Origin of the sequence: Segatella copri (genome assembly GCF_003465495.1) — a bacterium.
GTDB lineage: Bacteria > Bacteroidota > Bacteroidia > Bacteroidales > Bacteroidaceae > Prevotella > Prevotella copri_G.
This window is the reverse complement of the sequence record NZ_QSAV01000020.1, coordinates 1-20,570: the sequence shown is the minus strand read 5'-3', so window position 1 is coordinate 20,570 and position 20,570 is coordinate 1. Positions and strand designations below refer to the sequence as shown.

Annotated in this window: 16 protein-coding genes and 1 pseudogene; 9 read left to right on the top strand and 8 right to left on the bottom strand. The window is 46.8% G+C overall.

The genetic code is table 11. The annotated features are described in order from the left end of the window. The first annotated feature begins 179 nt into the window (after positions 1-179). Entirely contained in the window at positions 180-1,619 is a 1,440-nt protein-coding gene (locus DWV53_RS07380; protein WP_118152703.1) for an AAA family ATPase, read from the top strand. 356 nt (positions 1,620-1,975) lie between these two features. Next, complete coding sequence (locus tag DWV53_RS15725) at positions 1,976-2,119, top strand: hypothetical protein (RefSeq protein WP_181992444.1); 144 nt, start codon at positions 1,976-1,978, stop codon at positions 2,117-2,119. A 97-nt stretch (positions 2,120-2,216) separates the two neighbouring features. Here DWV53_RS15725 and DWV53_RS07375 read toward each other — a convergent pair. The 3 genes and pseudogenes from DWV53_RS07375 to DWV53_RS07365 all read right to left on the bottom strand — a co-directional run. Further along, a pseudogene (locus tag DWV53_RS07375) lies at positions 2,217-2,471 on the bottom strand (MFS transporter); the annotation flags it as partial. Positions 2,472-2,505: 34 nt separating this feature from the next. Beyond that, positions 2,506-3,393 (bottom strand): sensor histidine kinase, encoded by an 888-nt coding sequence (locus DWV53_RS07370; RefSeq protein ID WP_118152701.1) that lies wholly within the window; start codon positions 3,391-3,393, stop codon positions 2,506-2,508. Positions 3,394-3,456: 63 nt separating this feature from the next. Further along, positions 3,457-3,975 (bottom strand): DNA-binding response regulator, encoded by a 519-nt coding sequence (locus tag DWV53_RS07365; RefSeq protein ID WP_117727379.1) that lies wholly within the window; start codon positions 3,973-3,975, stop codon positions 3,457-3,459. A gap of 201 nt (positions 3,976-4,176) precedes the next feature. On the opposite strand from DWV53_RS07365, the gene DWV53_RS07360 reads away from it, so the two are divergent. From DWV53_RS07360 to DWV53_RS07335, 6 genes are all read left to right on the top strand, one after another. Then, on the top strand, positions 4,177-6,528 hold the full coding sequence (locus tag DWV53_RS07360; protein WP_181992443.1) for an ABC transporter permease: 2,352 nt from the start codon (positions 4,177-4,179) through the stop codon (positions 6,526-6,528). Between the two features lie 51 nt (positions 6,529-6,579). Next, the gene (locus DWV53_RS07355) at positions 6,580-7,260 is read left to right on the top strand and encodes an ABC transporter ATP-binding protein (RefSeq protein WP_118152697.1); all 681 of its coding nucleotides are present in this window, start codon (positions 6,580-6,582) and stop codon (positions 7,258-7,260) included. A gap of 147 nt (positions 7,261-7,407) precedes the next feature. Next, complete coding sequence (locus DWV53_RS07350; RefSeq protein ID WP_118152755.1) at positions 7,408-8,751, top strand: TolC family protein; 1,344 nt, start codon at positions 7,408-7,410, stop codon at positions 8,749-8,751. Between the two features lie 55 nt (positions 8,752-8,806). Then, complete coding sequence (locus tag DWV53_RS07345; protein ID WP_118152695.1) at positions 8,807-10,060, top strand: efflux RND transporter periplasmic adaptor subunit; 1,254 nt, start codon at positions 8,807-8,809, stop codon at positions 10,058-10,060. A gap of 78 nt (positions 10,061-10,138) precedes the next feature. Next, complete coding sequence (locus DWV53_RS07340; protein WP_118152693.1) at positions 10,139-12,535, top strand: ABC transporter permease; 2,397 nt, start codon at positions 10,139-10,141, stop codon at positions 12,533-12,535. A gap of 40 nt (positions 12,536-12,575) precedes the next feature. Next, positions 12,576-13,253 (top strand): ABC transporter ATP-binding protein, encoded by a 678-nt coding sequence (locus DWV53_RS07335; RefSeq protein WP_118152691.1) that lies wholly within the window; start codon positions 12,576-12,578, stop codon positions 13,251-13,253. Between the two features lie 38 nt (positions 13,254-13,291). Here DWV53_RS07335 and DWV53_RS07330 read toward each other — a convergent pair whose 3' ends face one another. The 5 genes from DWV53_RS07330 to DWV53_RS15510 all read right to left on the bottom strand — a co-directional run bounded on the left by DWV53_RS07330 (position 13,292) and on the right by DWV53_RS15510 (position 19,493). Continuing rightward, positions 13,292-14,083 (bottom strand): Fic family protein, encoded by a 792-nt coding sequence (locus DWV53_RS07330; RefSeq protein WP_118152689.1) that lies wholly within the window; start codon positions 14,081-14,083, stop codon positions 13,292-13,294. A gap of 79 nt (positions 14,084-14,162) precedes the next feature. After that, positions 14,163-15,353, bottom strand: coding sequence for a sensor histidine kinase (locus DWV53_RS07325; protein WP_118152687.1), 1,191 nt, complete (start codon positions 15,351-15,353; stop codon positions 14,163-14,165). Next, on the bottom strand, positions 15,343-16,707 hold the full coding sequence (locus DWV53_RS07320; RefSeq protein ID WP_118152685.1) for a sigma-54-dependent transcriptional regulator: 1,365 nt from the start codon (positions 16,705-16,707) through the stop codon (positions 15,343-15,345). The genes DWV53_RS07325 and DWV53_RS07320 overlap by 11 nt, the downstream gene beginning before the upstream one ends. A gap of 176 nt (positions 16,708-16,883) precedes the next feature. Then, positions 16,884-19,088, bottom strand: a complete 2,205-nt coding sequence (locus DWV53_RS07315; protein WP_118152683.1) for a TonB-dependent receptor — start codon at positions 19,086-19,088, stop codon at positions 16,884-16,886. Between the two features lie 39 nt (positions 19,089-19,127). Continuing rightward, positions 19,128-19,493, bottom strand: coding sequence for a hypothetical protein (locus DWV53_RS15510; protein WP_147350846.1), 366 nt, complete (start codon positions 19,491-19,493; stop codon positions 19,128-19,130). A 539-nt stretch (positions 19,494-20,032) separates the two neighbouring features. On the opposite strand from DWV53_RS15510, the gene DWV53_RS07305 reads away from it, so the two are divergent. Next, positions 20,033-20,278, top strand: a complete 246-nt coding sequence (locus DWV53_RS07305) for a hypothetical protein (protein WP_117727369.1) — start codon at positions 20,033-20,035, stop codon at positions 20,276-20,278. Positions 20,279-20,570 lie beyond the last annotated feature (292 nt).

Here is a 20,570-nt window from a genome sequence, read left to right as displayed (position 1 = left end):
CTCTTCTTATGTATCGCTATTTTGCGCGAAACTGGTCTTTTGATGTATTTTGCGCAGAATAGCCACTCTTTATTTTGCTCGAAACGATATTTTTACCCCATTTCGAGCAAAATAGCGTGCGTTTATTTTGCTCGAAACGATATTTTTTGTATATTTGCAGCAAAATAAACGCAAAGATTATGGCACAGAAAATTATCGGAAGAAAGCAGGAGAGTAAAGAACTCCTGGATCTTTACAAGGAAAATAAACCTGTTTTTGCAGTAATATATGGTAGAAGAAGGGTCGGTAAAACCTTTCTCGTAAGAGAATTGTTTCAGGATAAAATGAGCTTTTACCATACGGGCTTATCTCCTTACGAGTTAAGTGGTCAAAAAATAATGGAGCAACAGTTGGCTAGTTTTTACTCCAGTCTTGTTCGCTATGGCAGCAAGAGTAAGAAGGTGCCATCCTCTTGGCTCGAAGCTTTTGATGCACTCATCAATCTCTTGGAAGAGCAAGATGCAGACAAACGTCAGGTGATATTCATAGATGAATTGCCATGGCTTGACACTCCCCGCTCGGGATTTGTTACAGCATTAGAGCATTTTTGGAATGGATGGGCTGCAGGAAAGCAGAATATCATGCTTATCGTCTGCGGCTCTGCCACGTCATGGATTTCAGACAAGCTGTTAAACAACAAAGGCGGTTTGTTTGATCGCACAACTGATGAAATCAAGTTGCGCCCGTTTACATTAGGCGAATGTGAAGAATACTATCAGGCTAACAACATCGTGATGTCTAAGTTCGACCAGATACAATGTTATATGGCTACAGGTGGCATTCCTTATTATATTTCCATGCTTCAGAAAGGCAAAAGTCTGGCTCAGAATATGGACAGGCTTTTCTTCGAGCCTGCAGCCAAACTCGGCTTAGAGTTCGACCGTCTCTATTCTTCTCTCTTTACTAATGCGGAGGATTGCATGACTATCGTGCGCCTTCTGGCTCAAAAAAGACAGGGATATACGCGAAAAGAAATCGTTTCGCTTACAAAAATACCTAATGGCGGGGGGCTTTCTGCTACATTAAAATCACTCGAAGTGAGTGATTTCATAACATCGTATGTTAAGTATGATTATCCCAAGCGTGAGGTATATTTCCGTCTGACAGATTTCTACAGCAAATTCTATTTGTCATTTATTGATGGCAGAAAGACGACCAATCCGCATTTCTGGCAAGACAACCTGCTGACACCTGAGCTGACAGCATGGCGAGGTTTTACCTTTGAATCGCTTTGCTATTATCATCTGCCACAAATCAAGCAGGCGCTCGGTATTAGTGGAGTGCAGACAGAGGTGAGTCCCTGGAAAAGCAGAAAAGAGAAAGATGGTGCGCAGATAGATATGATTATTGACAGAGCCGACCGCGTCATCAATGTTTGTGAAATGAAATTCTGCGAGGATGATTTCTCCATCAATGCTGCTTATGATAAGAATCTGCGCCATAAACTGAGTACGTTTGCTGAAGAAACGAAATGCAGGAGTTCCTTGCATCTTACATTGGTTACTACTTATGGGCTTAAGTTCAACGAATATGCCGGTCGGGTACAAAGTGTCGTTACAATGGATGATTTGTTTAAATGACAGATACAGTTCTTTAGTGCAAGTAGCTTCGAGGGCCGATGAAAGTACTTACGATGGTCGATGAAAGTACTTACGATTGTTAGCGCAGCTATATTCGTTTTATTATGCCCGATTATTAGGTTAGCTGTTTTTCGGGAACAGCCGATGGGAGAACCGAAAATAGCCAACTGGCAAAATATAAACAGTCAACTGGTAAAACGCAAACAGCCGACTAGCGCATGAGTGGCTAGTCGGCTGTTTTACTGGAACAGTTATCGAAAACTCCTTTATTTTGTTTTCGTATAGGCATCCTGCCAAATACTCTTCACTCTTCACCAAAAGCCCCGAATCCCCTGTGTTTATCGGCATTCTGAGGGGTGAAGAGTATTCGGGCACTCTTCACCTACTCTTCACCACTCTTCACCCTTCAGTTCTGGCTGATTTGCAATCCTCCTATCAGTCTTTCGCATCTGTTTCCGTGCCTGAAGGTGAAGAGTGGTGAAGAGTGGGTGAAGAGATAAAAACAACTCTTCACCCCTCGGAATGCCGATAAACACAGGGGTTTCCGGCCGAAAGGTGAAGAGTGAAGAGTATTTTGATGATAGCTTCGTTTATTTCTTAAACTGTCTTTGGTTTCGCCTTCCAGACGATGCAAGTCATCAAGACAGACATCAGGGCTGCGCCAATCCAGAAATAATTGATATAGGTAAAGTAGTAAGTCTCTACGCCATTTACCAGATGCTTGTTGCCCTCGATGAGCAGACCGCTCATGATGTCCTGGATGCCGGTACCCACATAACTCGCTACGCCGACAACGCCAAGAGCAGCACCCGATGCATTCTTAGGCGCAATATCTACCGCCATCAAACCACCAAAAGTTTTTGTTTCATCTTCTTTATCATATATTTCATTCCATTCGGAATGTTACATGATAGCCTGCCACATTGTGCTCGGCCAGTGAGAGATTGATGGATTGCATCATCAGCATCTGGCGGGAGATGGAGAGGCCGATGCCCGAACCTGATGGCTTGGTAGAGAAGAAGGGGATGAACATCTCCTTTGCCACATCGGCTGGGATGGGGGCACCATTGTTGCTGAAATAGATGCCCGAGAATTGTGAACTCTCGATGCTCTCTGGATGTTTGTGGAAGCATCGAATGTCGATGGCTGAGGCGTGAGCCTCGATGGCATTCTTGGTCAGATTGATAAATACCTGGTGCAGCATGTTTTTGTCGGCAGACCAGGTGGCATCTTCGGGGATATGGATGTGCCATTCTATCTGAGGATAGAGCGGCTTGATGCCTTCCACGAAATCCTTGAGTGGAATGTTCTCGATGACAGGTTCTTGTAGCTGGGTGAGCTTGCGGTAGCTGTCCACGAAACTGGTGAGCGACTTGCTGGTGTCTCGAATGGCTCGGATGCCTTCCTCGTAGGGCGAGCCTTGGATGTCGGGATTGCTCAGATAGGCTTGGCAGATGCTGGAGATGGGGGCGGTGGCGTTCATAATCTCATGGGTGAGCACTCGGGTTAGCCTTTGCCAAGATTCCACCTCATGCTGCGCCACCAGTCTGCCGATGTCGTTCTCCATATCGTTGAGGGCTTGCTGCAAGGCTCGTTCTCCAGAGAGCAATCCCTTGGTGGATAGACGGAAGGAGTAATCGCCATTGCGGATAGCCTCTTGCATCAAGAAGGCACGGCTCTTCAGGTTGCGCTGATGGCGCAAGAAGAGATAGATGATACCTCCTATGACGAGGAGAATGATACCTATTATATATATGTGGAAGATGGTGTCCATATCAGATGTTGATAATCATGAATGATTGTGATAAGTGATAACGGGAATGATTTTGATAAGTGATTATCGCTTGAGTTTAGCATAAAGCGTTTGGCGAGTGATGCCGAGGAGTTCGGCGGCGCGTGAGATATTGCCGTGGCATTGATCCACCACCTTGTGAATATGAGTACTCTCGATGCTCTCCAGCGTCTCTACTTCCTGGCTTCGGTCGATGGCATCCTTTAGGGTTCTGATGAGTTCATCGTTATCCCAAGGCTTGGTGATGAAGTCGGCTGCGCCAGATTTCAATCCCTTGATGGCGAGCTGGATATCTGCGTAGGCGGTGATGAGCACCACGGGGATGTTGGCATGGAGCCGGCGGAAGGTGCGGAGCCAAAGCAAACCTTCCTGTCCGCTGTTTACGCCCAAGGAAAAATTCATGTCGAGCAAGATGATGTCCACTGGCTCTTGTTGGAGCAGCGTGGGGGCGGTGTCTGGGCGAGGCAAGGTGAGAATCTGCTCGAATGTACCGCCCAGGCATATCTTCAAGGCTGTGAGTATCGATGGATTGTCGTCGATAACAAGTATTGTTCCGTATTTCATCTATTTGTGTTCTGTTATATCTTTTGTTTGCAAAAGTACACTTTTTTCTTGAAATAGCCAACAAAATGGAATGTGATGTGTGATTATCATACAGAAAAGTGTATGAATTTCATACAATCCACTTGCCGCTGGCTTCTGGTCTTTGGCAGAATCAAAAGGAATGGCTACCTTTGCATCAGAAAAAATAATGAAACAACAGATATGAAAAGTTATTTTAAGTTCTTATCACGCAACAAGCTCTATACGGCTATCGAGGCTTTCGGACTCTCGATAGCCTTGGCTTTTGTGATGATTTTGGTATCTTACGCCTTCATGGAGTATCGGGTGGGCACGCATCAGCCAGATGCCAAGAACCTCTATGTGCCTGGTTCGGGCGATTATCTTGGCATGACCCTGGGTACGGCTAAGGAGTTTTTCCCTTCCATCCCGGAAATCAAGGAATGGACCCGATTTAGCGATTATTATACTGACAAGGGTGCTGTGGTCAACGACCAATACTATCATGTGCAGGCACGTGCTATAGATCCTAACTTCTTGGATATGATGGGAATGAAGTGCAGGGGATGCTCCGCTCATCGTGTGCTCACGGATAAGCACCAGGCCCTTATCTCCGAGTCTTTTGCCAAGAGGGCTTTTGGCAATGCGAATCCTATCGGGCAGGTCGTTAAGTGCGACACGCTGCAATTCAAGGTAGTGGGCATCGTGGATGATTTTGGCAGGGAAGACTTGCTGGAACCCACCGACATCTTTGTTTCCATGAAATTTAAGGACGCAGATTTGTATCCGATGGATCAGTTTGGCGAGGTTGTTACCATCGTCCGATTGGTAGATGGCGCTGACCCAGAAAAGGTGAATGCCACGTTGCTCAATAAATATATGGGCTATTGGAAGAAATGGTGGAGTCGTGAGAAGACGACTGGCAGTTTCTTGTGGGGCTCTAGCTTGGTGCGCTGGGACAAGTTGTATTTTTCAGATATTACATGCTCGCATGTCCGTCATGGCAGCAAGACCTTGGTCAATGTCCTTTTGATTGTGGCACTCGTCCTCTTGCTTTCAGCCATCTTCAATTACATCAATCTCACCGTGGCGCAGATAGGCAATCGAGCCAAGGAGATGGCTACCCGCCGCCTGTTGGGTGAGTCGGTACTGGGTGTGGTATTGCGCTATATCAAGGAGGCAGCACTCTTCACGGCAGTTTGCTTCTTGCTGGGCATTTTGCTGGCTTGGGCGTTTACACCTTTATTTAATAGCATCTTGGATACGAAGATTTCTCTCTTCTCTTCGCCTGCCGTTTGGGGATGCCTGTTGGTGGCTTATCTCGTCATCTCCTTATTGTCGGGCTTGTTCCCTGCCATTGTGGTGTCTCGCTTCAATCCGATAGATGTAGTGAAGGGCACCATCCGCTTGCGCAGCAAGATGTGGTTTAGCAAGATATTCATCGTAGCTCAGAGCGTTATCAGTATGTCGCTGGTGGTGATGGCTATCACGATGATGCTCCAGATGCGCCATCTCGCCAACATACCTTTGGGGTATCAGACGAAAGACATTCTCTGCATCTCCACCACTTTCGGATTTGATAATGTGGATGTCAGAAACGCAGCGTTGATAGCGGGATTGAAGTCTCTGTCAGAGGTGGAGGAGGCTACGGCTATCGGCAACAATCCTGTCATCAGCTTTGCCAATGGTGTGCATGATGAGAAGGGAGAAAATATAGCGTTCTTGAGATTGAGCGTATTGGATTCCATAGCGATGAAGACGATGGGTTTCAAGGTGCTGGAGCGATATTCAGACCCTACGCCAGGCAAAATCTGGGTTAGCGAGGAAGCCAAGCGAACCTTTGGCGTATCGAGCAAGAAGCCATATTTCGGTAATCGTGAAGGCAAGCCGGAATATGAGGTTTGTGGCGTTGTGAAAGATTTCCACTGTGGCGACGCTCTTGATGAGTTCAAATCTGACAAATTTGGAAATCATAATGCGATACGTGTTCCTTCCAATCATGATGTGCTTTGGACCATCTTGGTGAAGACTCGTGGCGACCATGCCCAAGCCCTGTCTGCTATCCAAAGTGCCTGCAAGCAAGTGGCTAAGGAGCAATTGGGCGTACCTACGGATATGGATACGGAGTATCTGGACGACACCTTGGCGGATGCCCTCAAGGAGAAGCACAACATGATGGTGCTCATCATCACCTTCATGGGCATTTCTATCTTGATTTCCGCCCTCGGCTTGTTTGGCATGTCGGTATATTACGGCAACCAGCAGCGCCGACAGATAGCCTTGCGCAAGGTGATGGGAGCCTCGGTGACAGATGCGGCATGGCAACTTTCCAAGCGATTCCTCATCACATCGTGTGTGGCTGTGGTTATCGCCATCCCATTGTGTGTCAAGCTGATGCAAGAATACTTGATAGGTTTCAAATATCGCATCGATTTCCCTTGGTGGACATTGGTAGCAGGAGCTATCTTCACCTTGCTGCTAGCCTTGGTATCGGTCTTCAGCTATACCCTGCGCACCGCTCTGGAGAATCCGATAGACTGCATCAAGATGGAATAGCATGATGAGCTAAGTAAACATTAAACACTACACATTAAACATTAAATCAAGATGATACGTACAGAGAATTTAACGAGAATATTTCGTACAGAAGAGATAGAGACCATCGCCCTGAACGGCGTGAACATCAATGTAAAGGATGGCGAGTTTGTAGCCATCATGGGACCTTCGGGATGTGGCAAGTCTACCTTGCTCAACATCCTCGGCTTGCTCGATACACCTACCGAGGGTGAGTATTGGCTGGGCGATGAGGAGGTAGGACATCTCAAGGAGCGTGAGCGCACGGCTTATCGCAAGGGTCGCATCGGTTTCGTCTTTCAGAATTTCAATCTGATAGATGAGTTGACGGTAGAGGAGAACATCGACCTGCAGCTCAAATATCTAGGCATTGGCAAGGCGGAACGCAAGGAGCGAGTGCTCGACATCCTGCGCAAGGTAAAGCTCAGTCATCGTGCCAAGCATTATCCTCATCAGCTTTCGGGCGGTCAGCAGCAGAGGGTTGCCATCGCCCGTGCCGTGGTGGGCAAGCCTAGCATCATCCTTGCCGATGAGCCTACGGGTAACCTCGATTCCAAGAATGGTATGGAGGTGATGCAGTTGCTCAGCGAGCTGAACGAGGAGGGAACCACCATCGTGATGGTGACGCACTCCAAGCACGATGCTACCTACGCCAGTCGCATCATCAATCTGTTTGATGGACAAGTGGTGGATGCGATGAATGATCAGCTTTAAGCTGCGGTTTCTGTCCAACAATTAGACACCGGTGTCTAATTGTTGGACAGTTTGTTTAATGAGAGTTTTTATTTAATGGTTTGATTATCAGGAGAAATGCTGTTTTGGCACGGCTCTTGTCTTTATCATGCCAAAATGAAGAAGATTATGAAAAGAATAGGAATATTGATAGGATGGTTGGTCTGGGCGGTTGGAGCCTCGGCACAGAGCTGGAGCCTTGACGACTGCATGAAATACGCCGTGGAGCACGCCACGGAGGTGAAGCGGGAGGTGGTAAACGCCCGCCAGCGCAAGCAGGATTACCAGCATGCTGTGGCAGGATTCCTGCCTACCGTTACGGGTGGCGTGCAGGGACAGTATGCCTGGGGACGAAACATCGACCCGGAAACCAATACTTATAATAATGTAACGACATTCAACAACTATTATCAACTTTATGCCGAACTGAATGTCTTCGATGGTTTCGCCACCATCAACGCCTTGAAGCAGGCTAAGTTGAGCCAGGATTATTCTGCCACGGCGATGCAGAAGATTCAGGACGATAGAGCCATCGACGTGATGCAGAAATATGTGGATGCTGCCTATGCTGAGGCAAGCATTCGGATAGCAAGCGAGAAAATGAACGAAAGCAAGCGGATGCTGGCTAAAATGCAGCGCCTGTATGAACTGGGCGAAAAAGGCCGACCGGATGTGGTACAGATGGAATCGCAGGTGGCGGAAGATGAATACAATCTTACGCATCAGGAGAATGTGGCAAAACAGAGTCTGCTCGCCTTGAAATCCGCGATGAATTTTCCGGTGGATGAAGAGCTGAAAATCCAGATAGCTGAAGAGCGGAATCTGAAGCTAAAGGCAGAAAATAAAGAGGTTCCTGAATCTGGAGTAAACTACGAAACCGTTTACCAGGGTTTCCAGCATATTTCTCCCGATTTAAAGTCGGCAGAATACGAAGTGGAGCGGGCACGGTATGATTACAAGATAGCAAAAGGCAGATTGCTGCCATCACTCTCTCTCGGTGGCGGCATTTCTACCAACTATTATAAGAATCTCTCTCAGAAAGGGCAATACGATGGGTTTGCCTCGCAGTTTCACAACAACCAGGGCGAATACCTCGCGTTGACCCTTTCCATACCTATTTATAATAGCGACCATTGGCACAGCGTGAAGAAGGCACGTAACGACTGGCAACTGGCGCAGGTGAACCTGGAGGAAACCCGTCGCAAGCTTCACGATCAGATAGCCCAGGCGGTAATGGATGCAGAGGGTTACGCCAAGGAGTTGCATCAGATGCAGAAGAAGGTGGCCTCTGATTCGCTCGCCTATCACATGTCGAGCCGCAAGTTTGAGGAAGGAATGCTTTCCACTTTCGACCTTCATACCGCAGCCCAGACGCTTCTGGAAAGCAGAATCAAGGAACTCCAGATGCAGATGTTGCTCATAATCAAACAGAGACTGGTAGGATATTATCAGGGAGAAAATTTAATAAAGTAAATCATAGAACGCAAGTGAATTCTTCACTTTTCGTTCTTCACTCTTCACTTAAATTATGGATATAAAGATAGAAAAGAAAAAATATCTCGTGCCTCGCAAGTACTGGGCATGGATTGGCGGAGGAGCGGTTTTGATCGCAGTCCTCATTTGGTTGGGATTGAGCAATTTCTCTTCCACCCTGAAGGTGGACAGGAAGGGATTGAGCATCGGAACCGTGGAGAAGGCGCAGTTCAACGATTATGTTTCGGTGGATGGACAGGTGGTTCCTATCTCCGTGGTGCAGATCAGTTCCGAGGAAGGTGGTATCGTTCTGGAGAAAGTGGTGGATGAAGGTGCCCACGTAAACAAGGGCGATGTAATCGTGAAACTGAGCAATTCGAATCTCGACCTGGAGATTCTGAATGCCGAAAGCGAACTTGCCGAAAAGCAGGATATGCTTCGCAATACCCAGATTTCGATGGAGCAGGACCGTCTGAACAATAGCAACGAGGAACTGTCGCTTTCGCAGGATGTCATTACCAAGCGCCGTTCCTATCAGCATCAGGAGGCGCTGCACAAGGAAGAGCTCAATTCGCGCGAGGAGTATCTCAAGGCAAAGGAAGATTACGACCTTGCCGTCAAGAAGCATGCGCTCATCAGCAAGCGATTGAAGAAGGATGCCCAGTTGCGCCGTTCGCAGATGGATCAGATGGGCGATAATCTGGAAGCCATGCAGAAGAATGTGCAGCTGGTTCGCCAGCGCAAGGAGAAGCTGAACATCCGCAGCACTATTTCGGGCGAAATCGGCTTGCTCGATGTGGAACTGGGACAGAGCATTTCTGCCGGACAGAAGATAGGCGTCATCAACGACCTCAGCGATTTCAAGGTGCAGGCGCAGGTGGACGAGCATTACATCGACCGGGTAAAACCGGGACTTACTGCCACTTTTGACCAGAACGGCAAGCATTATCTCCTGCAGGTTCGCAAGGTTTATCCCGAGGTAAGAGACGGCAGGTTCCGCATCGACTTCATCTTCAAAGGTGTTCGCCCTGGCAACATCCGAACCGGTCAGACTTATTATGTAGATTTGCAACTCGGTCAGTCGAAGCAGGCAATAATTATCCCTAAAGGCACGTTTTATAGTGTAACGGGCGGTCAATGGATTTTTGTTTTAGACAAGAGTGGCAAGAAGGCTTATCGCCGAAAGATAACCATTGGCCGCCAGAATCCTCAGTATTATGAGGTGATTGAGGGCTTGGAGCCGGGCGAACAAGTCATCGTTAGCGGCTATGAAGCCTATAAGGATAATGATGTATTAGTTTTTAATTAGTAGTGATTAGTTAGTAATGATTAGTTAGTAGTGATTAGTGATAAATTGGGCTAACGCCCTTGAAACAGGATATTTGATATGAATCATATTATTAACGCATTCAAGAATCTGCCTCGAAGGGGCCAGCACAACTTCGTGAAGATATTGTGCCTGGCGCTCGGATTGGCAATCAGTTCGGTAATTATTGCCGAGATTTATTTCGAGCAGACTTACGATACGTACTTTCCAGGATGGGAAAGGACGTATCAGATTTCAGAAGTGGGAACGATGCCGGGAGACGATGGCAATAAGTCTTTCAATTTCGCCCAAACCTCAGGAGCTACAGCTCCGGGCATCAAACAGTATGCTCCATTTGTGGAGGCTGCTACACGACTTGTTTTTATTGGAGATTTCCAATGTAATATGGAAGACCAAAATGCAATCTCTTGTAAAATAGCATTGGCGGATAGCTGTTTTTTTGATGTCTTTCCCCAAAAGGTAACGATTGGCAAGGCAAAAGAAGTCCTTTCTCGTCCATTCTATTGCATGATAGACTCAGAGACAGCGGCGAAGATGGGCGGCAATGTCGTGGGTAAGCATTTCACGATGGCAAGTTATCCTGGACATACCTTTACTATCGGAGGTGTATTTGAGAGTTTCCCATGGGGATCCTCTTGGCATTCTCTTCAAGTGTTGGTGTCATTGGGTAGTATCGGGGATATGTTTGGTTATGATGGAAGGCAGCAATGGACTGGAAATGATTGTTATCAGTCTTTTATCCGATTGTCAAAAGGGCATAAGCCAAGTGAACTTCATCCATATATCAACAAGATGAAGCAAGACCACTTCCCGTTGAAAGAATGGAAGAAAGCGGGTATTTCATTAGATTACGACTTTACCGTTCTCAGCGAAATGTACACGCAAAGCCCTTACATCAAGAAGATGGGATGGATCATGGGTATCATCGCTTTTGTATTGCTTTTCACTTCCGTGATGAATTACCTGCTCATCATCGTGGGTAATCTCGTAACGCGTTCTCGTGAGATGGCTGTGCGTAAATGTTATGGAGCGGAACCCAAGAACATCCATGCCATTGTCTTCTCCGAGGCGTTGGTACATGTTGGCTTGTCGATTGTTCTTGCAGCTATTTTAGTATTTCTCAGCAAGGGAACGGTAGAGAATTTCCTTTCAGCCCCAGTTAGTGTCTTGGTGCTCAATCGAGGTTGCTGGATATTGGTAGCAATTTGTCTCTTAGTGCTTTTAGTGGGTGGATGGATGCCTGGTTGGCTTTACTGCAAGATACCTGTAGCGATTGCTTTCAGGGGGTATAGTGAGAACCGTAAGAAATGGAAGCTCATCTTGCTGGGTGTTCAGTTTATCATTTCGGGGCTATTGTTCAGCTTGCTCTTTGTGGTCAATAATCAATATAATATGATGGTAAACTTGAATCCTGGTTACAAGTATGATAAGGTGGCATTCGTTTTTGTAGAAGGACTAGAGAAAGACCAACGAGCGCAATGTCTATCGGAAATTAAGCGAATGCCTGATGTCAATATGGTGGCATCTTGCTATAGTGTTCCTTTGCAAAGTTATAGCTTTAATGGTAATAATCTTTCTTTGCCTGGCGACAAGCGTACTATCCAAATCATTCATGATGCAGGTGGAGTGGATGACAATTACTTCAAGATGATGGACGTTGAGTTTGTAGAAGGATCTTTCTTCACAGAGCGTAATGATAGTTCTCGACAAATTATCATTGACGAGAACTTGGCTAACAAGCTCGTAAAACTTGGACATTGGAAAGATGGAGCCGTAGGTAAGAGGGTTTGGGTATCTTCTCATTGTGATGAGGATGAAACGATGACGATTTGTGGCGTGGTCAAGAATGTGAGGTATGGAACGATTAGCACGTCGAATGCTGATACGAACGCTACTCCTTTTGTCTATTTCTATGGTCGGGCTAATCGGTGTATGCTCGTCAAGTTTAATGACTTGACGGAAAAGAGTCTCTCTGACTTAAAGAACGAGGTGCAGTCGCTGTATCCGAATAATGAAGTGACCGTTTATGATTATGAATCCGAGTTCAAGGCACAGTATGCTTCCCAGCTCAATTTCCGCAACGGAATCCTGGTAGCCGGCATCATCACGATGATCATCGCCCTCTTCGGATTGGTGGGTTATACGAGTGATGAGGTGAACCGCCGCCGCAAGGAGATAGCGATAAGGAAGGTGAACGGGGCGAAGGTGAAGGATATTCTTCGCATCTTCCTGAAGGACATCATAAAGATAGCCTTGCCTTGCATCATCGTGGGCGACTTGGTGGCTTGGCTCATAGCCCGACAATGGCTCATGTCGTTCAGCGAGAAGATTTCGATGACGCCTCTGCTGTTTATCGGCGTTACCATTATCTTGCTCGTCATCATCGGGCTTTCCGTCGTCATCAACTGCTACAAGGTGGCTAACAGTAATCCGGTGAAATATCTCAAGGATGAATAAAATTAAAAGTAAAAAGGTAAAAAAGTAAAAAGATAAGAAAATGCTTAAAATAGAGAATCTTTGCAAGTCATTCCGCACAGAAGATGTGGAGACGATTGCTTTAAATAACGTATCTTTCACAGTAGAAGACGGCGAGTTTGTTGCTATCATGGGACCATCCGGTTGCGGCAAATCCACCTTGCTCAACATCCTCGGTTTGCTCGACAACCCTACATCAGGAAAATATTTCCTGGGTAATGACGAGGTGGCAAATCTGAAGGAAAAGGAGCGTACGGATGTGAGAAAGGGAGAAATCGGATTTGTGTTCCAGAGCTTCAACCTGATAGATGAATTGAATGTAGAGGAGAACATCGAGCTTCCTCTTACTTACCTCAATATTCCGAAGGCAGAGCGCAAGGCAAAGGTGCAGGCGATTATGAAGCGAATGGCCATCAGCCATCGTGCCAAACACTTCCCTCACCAGCTATCAGGTGGTCAGCAACAGCGAGTAGCCATTGCCCGTGCCGTGGTCTTTGGTCCGAAGCTCATCCTTGCCGATGAGCCTACGGGTAACCTCGATTCCAAGAATGGAGCCGAGGTGATGCATCTGCTTACCGAGCTGAACCACGAGGGCACCACCATCGTCATGGTAACGCATAATGAGCATGATGCCAAGATAGCCCATCGCACCATCCGCCTGTTTGATGGACAGATTGTGGAGGAGGGCAATCAGCTTTAGTGCTTCTGGCACTTCTGAGCGTATGACGCTATGCTTCATTAGAAGAGGAATGTCATAAATCGCTTGGTGTTGGCCTCTTTCTGCTTCAGCTCTTCTTCCATTCTTTGTATTGCCATCTTGAAGAAGAAGCGGATGAGGTGCTCGTCGGTTGCTTCCGTACGAATCATACGGAGGGCAGAAATGTATTCCTGTCGGGCTTCGGATGGGATGATAAGGAGAGGATGATTCAATCTTAAGAGAATGTAGTTGCTGACGAGTCGTCCTGTTCTTCCATTCCCATCACGGAAGGGATGAAGATATTCGTAGAAGCCATGGAAGCGGGCGGCAAGAATCATGGGATGAACGGCTGCTGAAACGATGGCTTTTTCGGTAGATTCCAACAGCTTGGGAACTCTAGCGATGAGTTCTTCGTGGTCGCCAAATACCGTATCGCCTGCTGCCATGTCTGTGGTGGTGTATTCGCCCGGAATAGCTTCTGGAGAACGATAGGAAAGCGTATGGCTGGTAACCCGCCTGTTGATTTCTTTCAGAAAATTCTCGTCGAGTGGATGCTGCGTGTTTTGCATCATGTACTCAAAGGCTTCGAAGTGGTCAAGCATTTCGAAAGCCTCGAAAAGAGTCTTTCCGGCAGGGATCATCCCTAATCCTTTCTCCTTCAGCTCCCGGGTATCATCTACGGAGAAAGAGTTGCCTTCAATGGCGCACGAATGGGTAGAGAAGAGTACTTCGTTATATTTGATGTACTCTTCTCTATCCATTTTATTGATGATAAGGGTTTGATATTTGCGTCTCAAATCCTCGTATTCCTTGATTTCCTTTTCGAATGCCATAATCTTCTGTATTTGTGGGGACAAAGATACGATTTTTATGGATAAGCACCAAACTTTTCTCTCAAAAAATGTGCTTATGTTATGGGATGATGATGCGGAAGGTGGTGATTCCCTGCGCCTTGTCCTGATGGAGCGAGAGGCTGCCGCCGCTTACTCGCATGATTTGGCGGGAGAGGGAGAGACCGATTCCGCTTCCTTCCGGCTTCGTGGTGAAGAACGGGATGAAAATATGGGAGGCTACATCTTCGGGGATGAGACCGGCATTGTTGCTCACGTCGATGATGATGGATTCCTGGGCATTGGCGTAGGCATGGAGACGGATAAATGCCTTCTTGCTTGCCGCGGATTGCAAATCCGCGGAGCGGCATTCCTGCTTGTCTTCTCTTTCCTTTTCCCTGAAAGCTTCTACGGCATTCTTCAGAAGATTTGTTACTACGTGAGAGAGGAGGCTCTCATCGGCGTAAACTAGCAAATCCTTGGGAGAAACTTCTATCTCGACTTCGTGGTTGCAGAGCAGCGCCATTCTTTCCAGGAAGGGTTCCACATAGAAAAGAGCAGGCTGAGGCTGGGGAACATGGGTGAAACGGCGATAGTTGTTGACGAAAGCCAACAGTTCGGTTCCTGTTTTGTGGATGGTTTCCAAGCCTTGCTTCAGGTCTTTATCCTCTGTAACCCGGGTAAGCAGAGTCTCGCTCAACGAAGTAACCGGCGTGATGGTATTCATGATTTCATGGGTCAGCACTCGAATCAGCTTGATCCAAGAATCCACCTCCTGATTGCTCAGCTCGTGGCTCACGTCGCTCAGGGCGATGATGCGCACGTGCTTGTCTTTCAGCATGGCTTGGGTCTCATGCTTTGCCAGGTGTTCATCCTTCAGCTTTCCTTTTACCTGGTTCATGTGGGTAAGCACATCCGTGTCGAGCAACCGGAGGGCAGCCTGGTTGTGCTGCAGGATGTTGTCGTGACTATCCACCACCAGGATGCCCGTATCCACCGCATTCAGAATCTGCTCGTAATATTTCTCCCGATCCATCTGCTCCTCTCTCGTATGCTGCAGGAAGAGCTTGATGCGGTTGAGGGACTGGTGTAGAATATTATCTTCCTTAAACCTCTTCTCCGTAGGAAAACTGAAGGAGAAATCCCCATTATCTATTGCATCAAAAAGGAAGGTTACCTTCTTGATGTTACGGCGATAGTGGCGGTAGAGGCGAATGCAACCCACTACAGCCACGAGCAAAAGCACGATAATTATAATTAGTTTATAATCCATATCGCTTAATCTTATTATAAAGCGTCTGGCGGGAAATGCCCAGTCTTGCGGCTACCACCGACAGATTTCCTTCACATTCCCTGATGGTTTTCTCTATCATTCGGCTTTCCATCTCGTCGAGCGTCTGAACCTCTTCCAGGGGCTTCTCTCTTTTCTGCTGGTTTCCGCCGTCAATATCTTCGGCAGAAATCATTCCGCCATCAGACAGAATCACGGCTTTCTCGATGGCGTGCTGGAGTTCACGGATGTTTCCGTACCATGGCAAACTGGTAAGTTTTTTCTCAGCCTCTTCCGAAAAACGGAGATTCAACTTATTATATAAATCGCCATATTGATGGAGGAATCTTTCTGCCAGCGGAACGATGTCTGATTTTCTCTGTCTCAGGGCAGGCAATTCCAGATGGATGGTATTGATGCGATAGAGCAGATCCTCTCTGAATTCGCCATCATTTACCATCTGCTGCAGGTTGCGGTTGGTGGCGCAAACCAGTCGTACGTTGATGGGAATCTGCGTACTTCCGCCCACTCTTACGATACTTCTGCGTTGCAGGGCGGTAAGGAGTTTTGCCTGAAGACTGTAGGATAAGTTTCCTATCTCATCCAGGAATATGGTACTGCCGTCGGCAAGCTCAAACTTGCCCGGTTTATCCACCTTGGCATCGGTAAAGGCACCCTTTACATGACCGAAAAGTTCGCTCTCGAAAAGGGTTTCCGTAATGGCTCCCATATCCACAGGCAGCATCTTTTTCCCACATCTTGTGGATAAACGATGTATCTCGTTGGCTAACACCTCTTTACCTGTTCCGTTTTCGCCTGTAATGAGGATGTTTGCATCGGTTGCAGCAACCTTTTCCACAATGCTTCTCAAATTGTTCATAACTTCGCTATCTCCCCAATACATAGCGCTTTGTGCATCTTTTCCACCAGGTTTTCCACCATTCCTGTTGATAACGTTATCCACAGCCCTGTTCTTATCCCTAGCCTCTACCAGCGTACGTATCATCTTCTCGTTTTCAAAAGGCTTCACGATGAAGTCGGCGGCACCTTCCTTGATGCCTGTTACGGCAAGTTGGATGTCGGCATAGGCGGTAAAGAGCACCACCTCGGTTTTCGGGCTGAGGCTCTTGATTTCCCTGAGCCAGTACAGTCCCTCGTTTCCCGAATTGATTCCGCTGGAGAAGTTCATGTCGAGCAGCACCACGTCGGGATGCTCCTCTCTCAGCTTGGCTGGGATGGAGTTAGGGCTGGCGATGGTGATGATGCCATCGAATATGGGTTCCAGCAGCATCCTCACCGTAGTAAGAATGTTGCGGTTGTCATCAACAATCAATATCGTTCCTTGTTTCTTAATCATGGTGCAAAGTTACGAAATATCATAGAAAAGTAGTAATGTTTGTCTAATAATTAGACGAAAAAATGCCGATAATGGCGCCAAAAGTTGCTTTTCCGGCAACTTTTGGCATCCTTATCGGCACTTGTTTATTCAAAATTCTGATTCCTGATGAGGAATTACTTATTCCAAAAGGGAAGTTACAGCTCTATCGGAACCACTATCTTTATGCTGAAGTTGCGGCCCATATTGTAAACGCCTCTTCTGCCTGTAACCTGGTTTACGTCAAGATACTTCAGACGGCTCAGGTGGTTCTGGTAAGCACGGTTGGTAAGGTTCTCGCCCGAAAGATAGAGCGAGAGAAGGCGCTTGCCATGGAGCTTCACGTCGGTACCGGCATACATATTTAATAAGGTATACGATGGCGTAGCGGTCTCCGTATCGTTGGCTGCGAAATAATGGTTTTGGCGGAGATTGCAATCCATCTGTAGCTTTACGAAAAGATGGTCGAAAGTCTTGCCGTCGCAGACAAACTCATACCTTACATCCGAAACCCAGCGAGGGGCTGGGGTGAATGGCAGATACTTTGATTCGGATGGCTGATGCAACTGAACCGAGTTGACATACGAGAAGGTGTTGCCGATATGCAGATGCTCCACAGGGTGGATGTCGATGCTCGCCTCACCACCCAGAATGCGGGCGTCGCCCGATGTAAACTGATAGGCAGGCGTGTCGTCGATGAGGATAGGCTGATTGTTCTCATCTGCCAACTTCTCGCTATAGATGTAATGGTTGATGCGATTGGCAAACAGCGAGAGTTCTGCCGAAATAATAGGCGAAGAATAGTCCAAACCAAGGTCGAATTGCCAGCTGTTTTCAGGCTTCAGACCGGAATTTCCCAATTCGTATCGCTGGGTTCCCTCATGCACACCATTCGATGATAATTCGCTGATGTTAGGCGCACGGAATCCTCTTGCCAGGTTCAGCTTGATATTGAAATCGGGCAGGATTTCGTAAGCCAAGCCAATGCTTCCGGTTACTCCCTCAAAGCTGCGCTTAAAGGTCTGGAAGCGGAAAGAATCATTCGATTCAGCATCATCCTCTTCTCTCAAAGCCTCGCTGTGCAGATGGCGATGATCGTATCTGATGCCGCCGCTCAGGTTCAGTTTGCCTATCTCCTTGCTCACCGTGGCAAATACACCGTAATCGAAGAGATGATAGGCTGGAATCAGAAACTCTGTTCCCTTGTTAATTGATTGCTGCCACATGCCGTTGACACCTGTTGAGAATTTCCAGCCATTCATTTCCGGCGAGAGATAATGCAGGTCGTAATTCACGGTATGGAGTATGAAGTCGAGTCCGCATTCCTTCGGATTCTCTTCCTCCTCAAACTCCTGACGGCGGTTCTGCTGATAACCCAAGAGGAGTTTCAGATTGCCGTCGCCCAGGAACCAGGAATTGTCGAGCACCGCCTTGTAATGGTGAATCTGCTGATAAGGCATCGGTTTGCCGTAACTCTTGGCATCGTAGCCATCCGGAATTTCCAGCTCGCCCGTTTTCTCATCTCTTTCTCCCTCTACGATGCCCGGAGTGAGATGATAATAATCGAGTGTGAGATGCGAATGTCCCTGGCGATAATTCCAACCGAGGAGCTGCGAAAGGGCCTGTTCTCGGAGTGAAGAACCGAAGACGTAACCATCGTATTTGTTCTTGTAGGCATGCGCCATTTTTCCACTATATCGGGTATTCCAGACAAAGCCGCCCTGGTTGCCGGCAAAGTTGAGCGAATAATCAAAAAGTCCGTTGTTGGTTTGGTAACCCGTTGAGAAATTCGCACTCATGTCGCCCTTAGCAAGGGTAGGAGTGGAATGGAAAATGAGGACGCCAGCCATCGCATCCGAGCCATACATAAGACTTGCCGGACCTTTCAGGATCTCTACGGAATGAACCGAAGCCGGGTCGATTTCTATTCCGTGTTCATCGCCCCATTGCTGTCCTTCCTGTCTGACTCCATCATTTACTACGACCACACGGTTAAATCCCAATCCACGTATCACGGGCTTGGAGATTCCGCTTCCCGTGGTAATCTGCGAAACGCCTGGCTGATGAGCGATGGCATCGATGATGTTGGTAGAAGGCTGCATTTCGAGCTGGCGGGCAGAAACGAAAGAGATGGGTGCTGGCGACTGCTTGAGTTTCTGGCTGCCAGTCAATCCCGTAACCACCACATCGTTCAGTTTCACGCTCGATTCCGTCAGAGGCTGGTGTCTGGTAGAATCGTTTGCCTCTTCTTCATAAATGTTTGCGTCCTTCTTATCATGATTTGTTCTGTTTATAGCCATAGCTGGGGCTGTTGCCGACGAGCATAGGCTCATCAGCAATATTGCTTTCAATATTGTTCTCATTATGTTATTAATTACCTTATTATGTTATTTTTCAATTATTTATAAAAACTGATAATAAGGTGGAGCACGGGTAGATTTTACCCCCTTCGCCCTGCACAAGCAAGGAGAGCAGAAGGCACGGCGAGGGGAGAGATGGAGCACGGCGATGGCAACCCAAACCACGAGGGATGGAGCCAGATAAGGAGTGCTTTGCAATTGGCAAAGCACACAGTCGTGCATGGTATTCTGCAGGGCTGTCAGATGGCCGTCGTGATGAACATGATGGGCGCAATCAGCACAATAGAAATCAGCATGAGTTCCCTGCGCTTCACCATGGTGGTGAAACGTAATGACCAGCAGCATCGGAAGGTAAACCAATAGCAGCAGCCAGGAACATCTGATTCTCTTATGCGTTATCCTCTGCATTTATCTACAGTATTCTGTTTTTGTTTGCAAAATTAATCATTTCTGTCGGGATTATTCTTAGGATTCCGATATTTTAACGAAGATTATTTGTTTTTCAGCAGAAAAGCCATGTAGAGGGGAAGAATGAGTGTTTGTGCTCATCACTTTTCCATTCTTTGAGATATTTCTCGGTTTTTCGTTTAAACATCTGTTTTCTAATTCTTCCAGATTCCAGTTCTTCCAATTAATTTTAAGAGGGTATGCATCTTTAGTTTGTCCTTCTTCTTTACTCCTTTGTGTTATATAACTTATTCTTGGGGAAAATGGAAGTTATCTGGAACGGAATCCCCATTTTTTTGTGGATTTTTTCCCCACTCATTCCCCATTTTCCCCACTCTCTGTTTTTGATACGGAAATGATAAGTGGTTGATAATCAGGCGAAGTTGTTGGTTTGCTCATTTTCTGGCACGCATCTTGTGATAATGAATAGCGGGTTTGATAATGAATCCACAACGAAAGTAAATAACAATATTAGTAATAACAGTTTAAAAGATAAGATTATGAAGAAGTTCGTTTTTGCAGCTATCGCAGCTATGGTAATGGTTTCAGTAAGTAATGTTTTTGCTTCTAGCAAAATGATGGGTAATTCTGAAGTAGCTCCAGTTGATACAGTAGCTCCAGCCGATTCAACAGTAGAAGGCACAGCTATCAGTTCTCAGGCTAGCGTTGAGGATTCTGCTAAGCAGGAGTCTACAGAGCAGACTGTTGCGGACAAGGCTGTAGAGCAGCAGGCTGTTGCTGAATAGTCTTAAGAAGGTATTCATTTGCAAAGCGTTATAATAGAGAAAAGCGTATTAGAAGTTTCATCAAGGTAATAGGTTATATTTAGGTTTACATTGTAATTGCATTTCCTAGAAAAAGAAAGTGTAAAATTTAGGTTCGGTTTATGGAAAAGGAGTCTGCTGGCAGGGATGCTGGCAGACTTCTGCTTTTTTGTTCGGGATGAGCAGAGAGTCTCAGTCTCAGAGTCTCAGTTATAAATAAAGGGGGTACCATTCTTCCGCTCTCCCTTTTTTTATCTTTATAACTTATTGATTA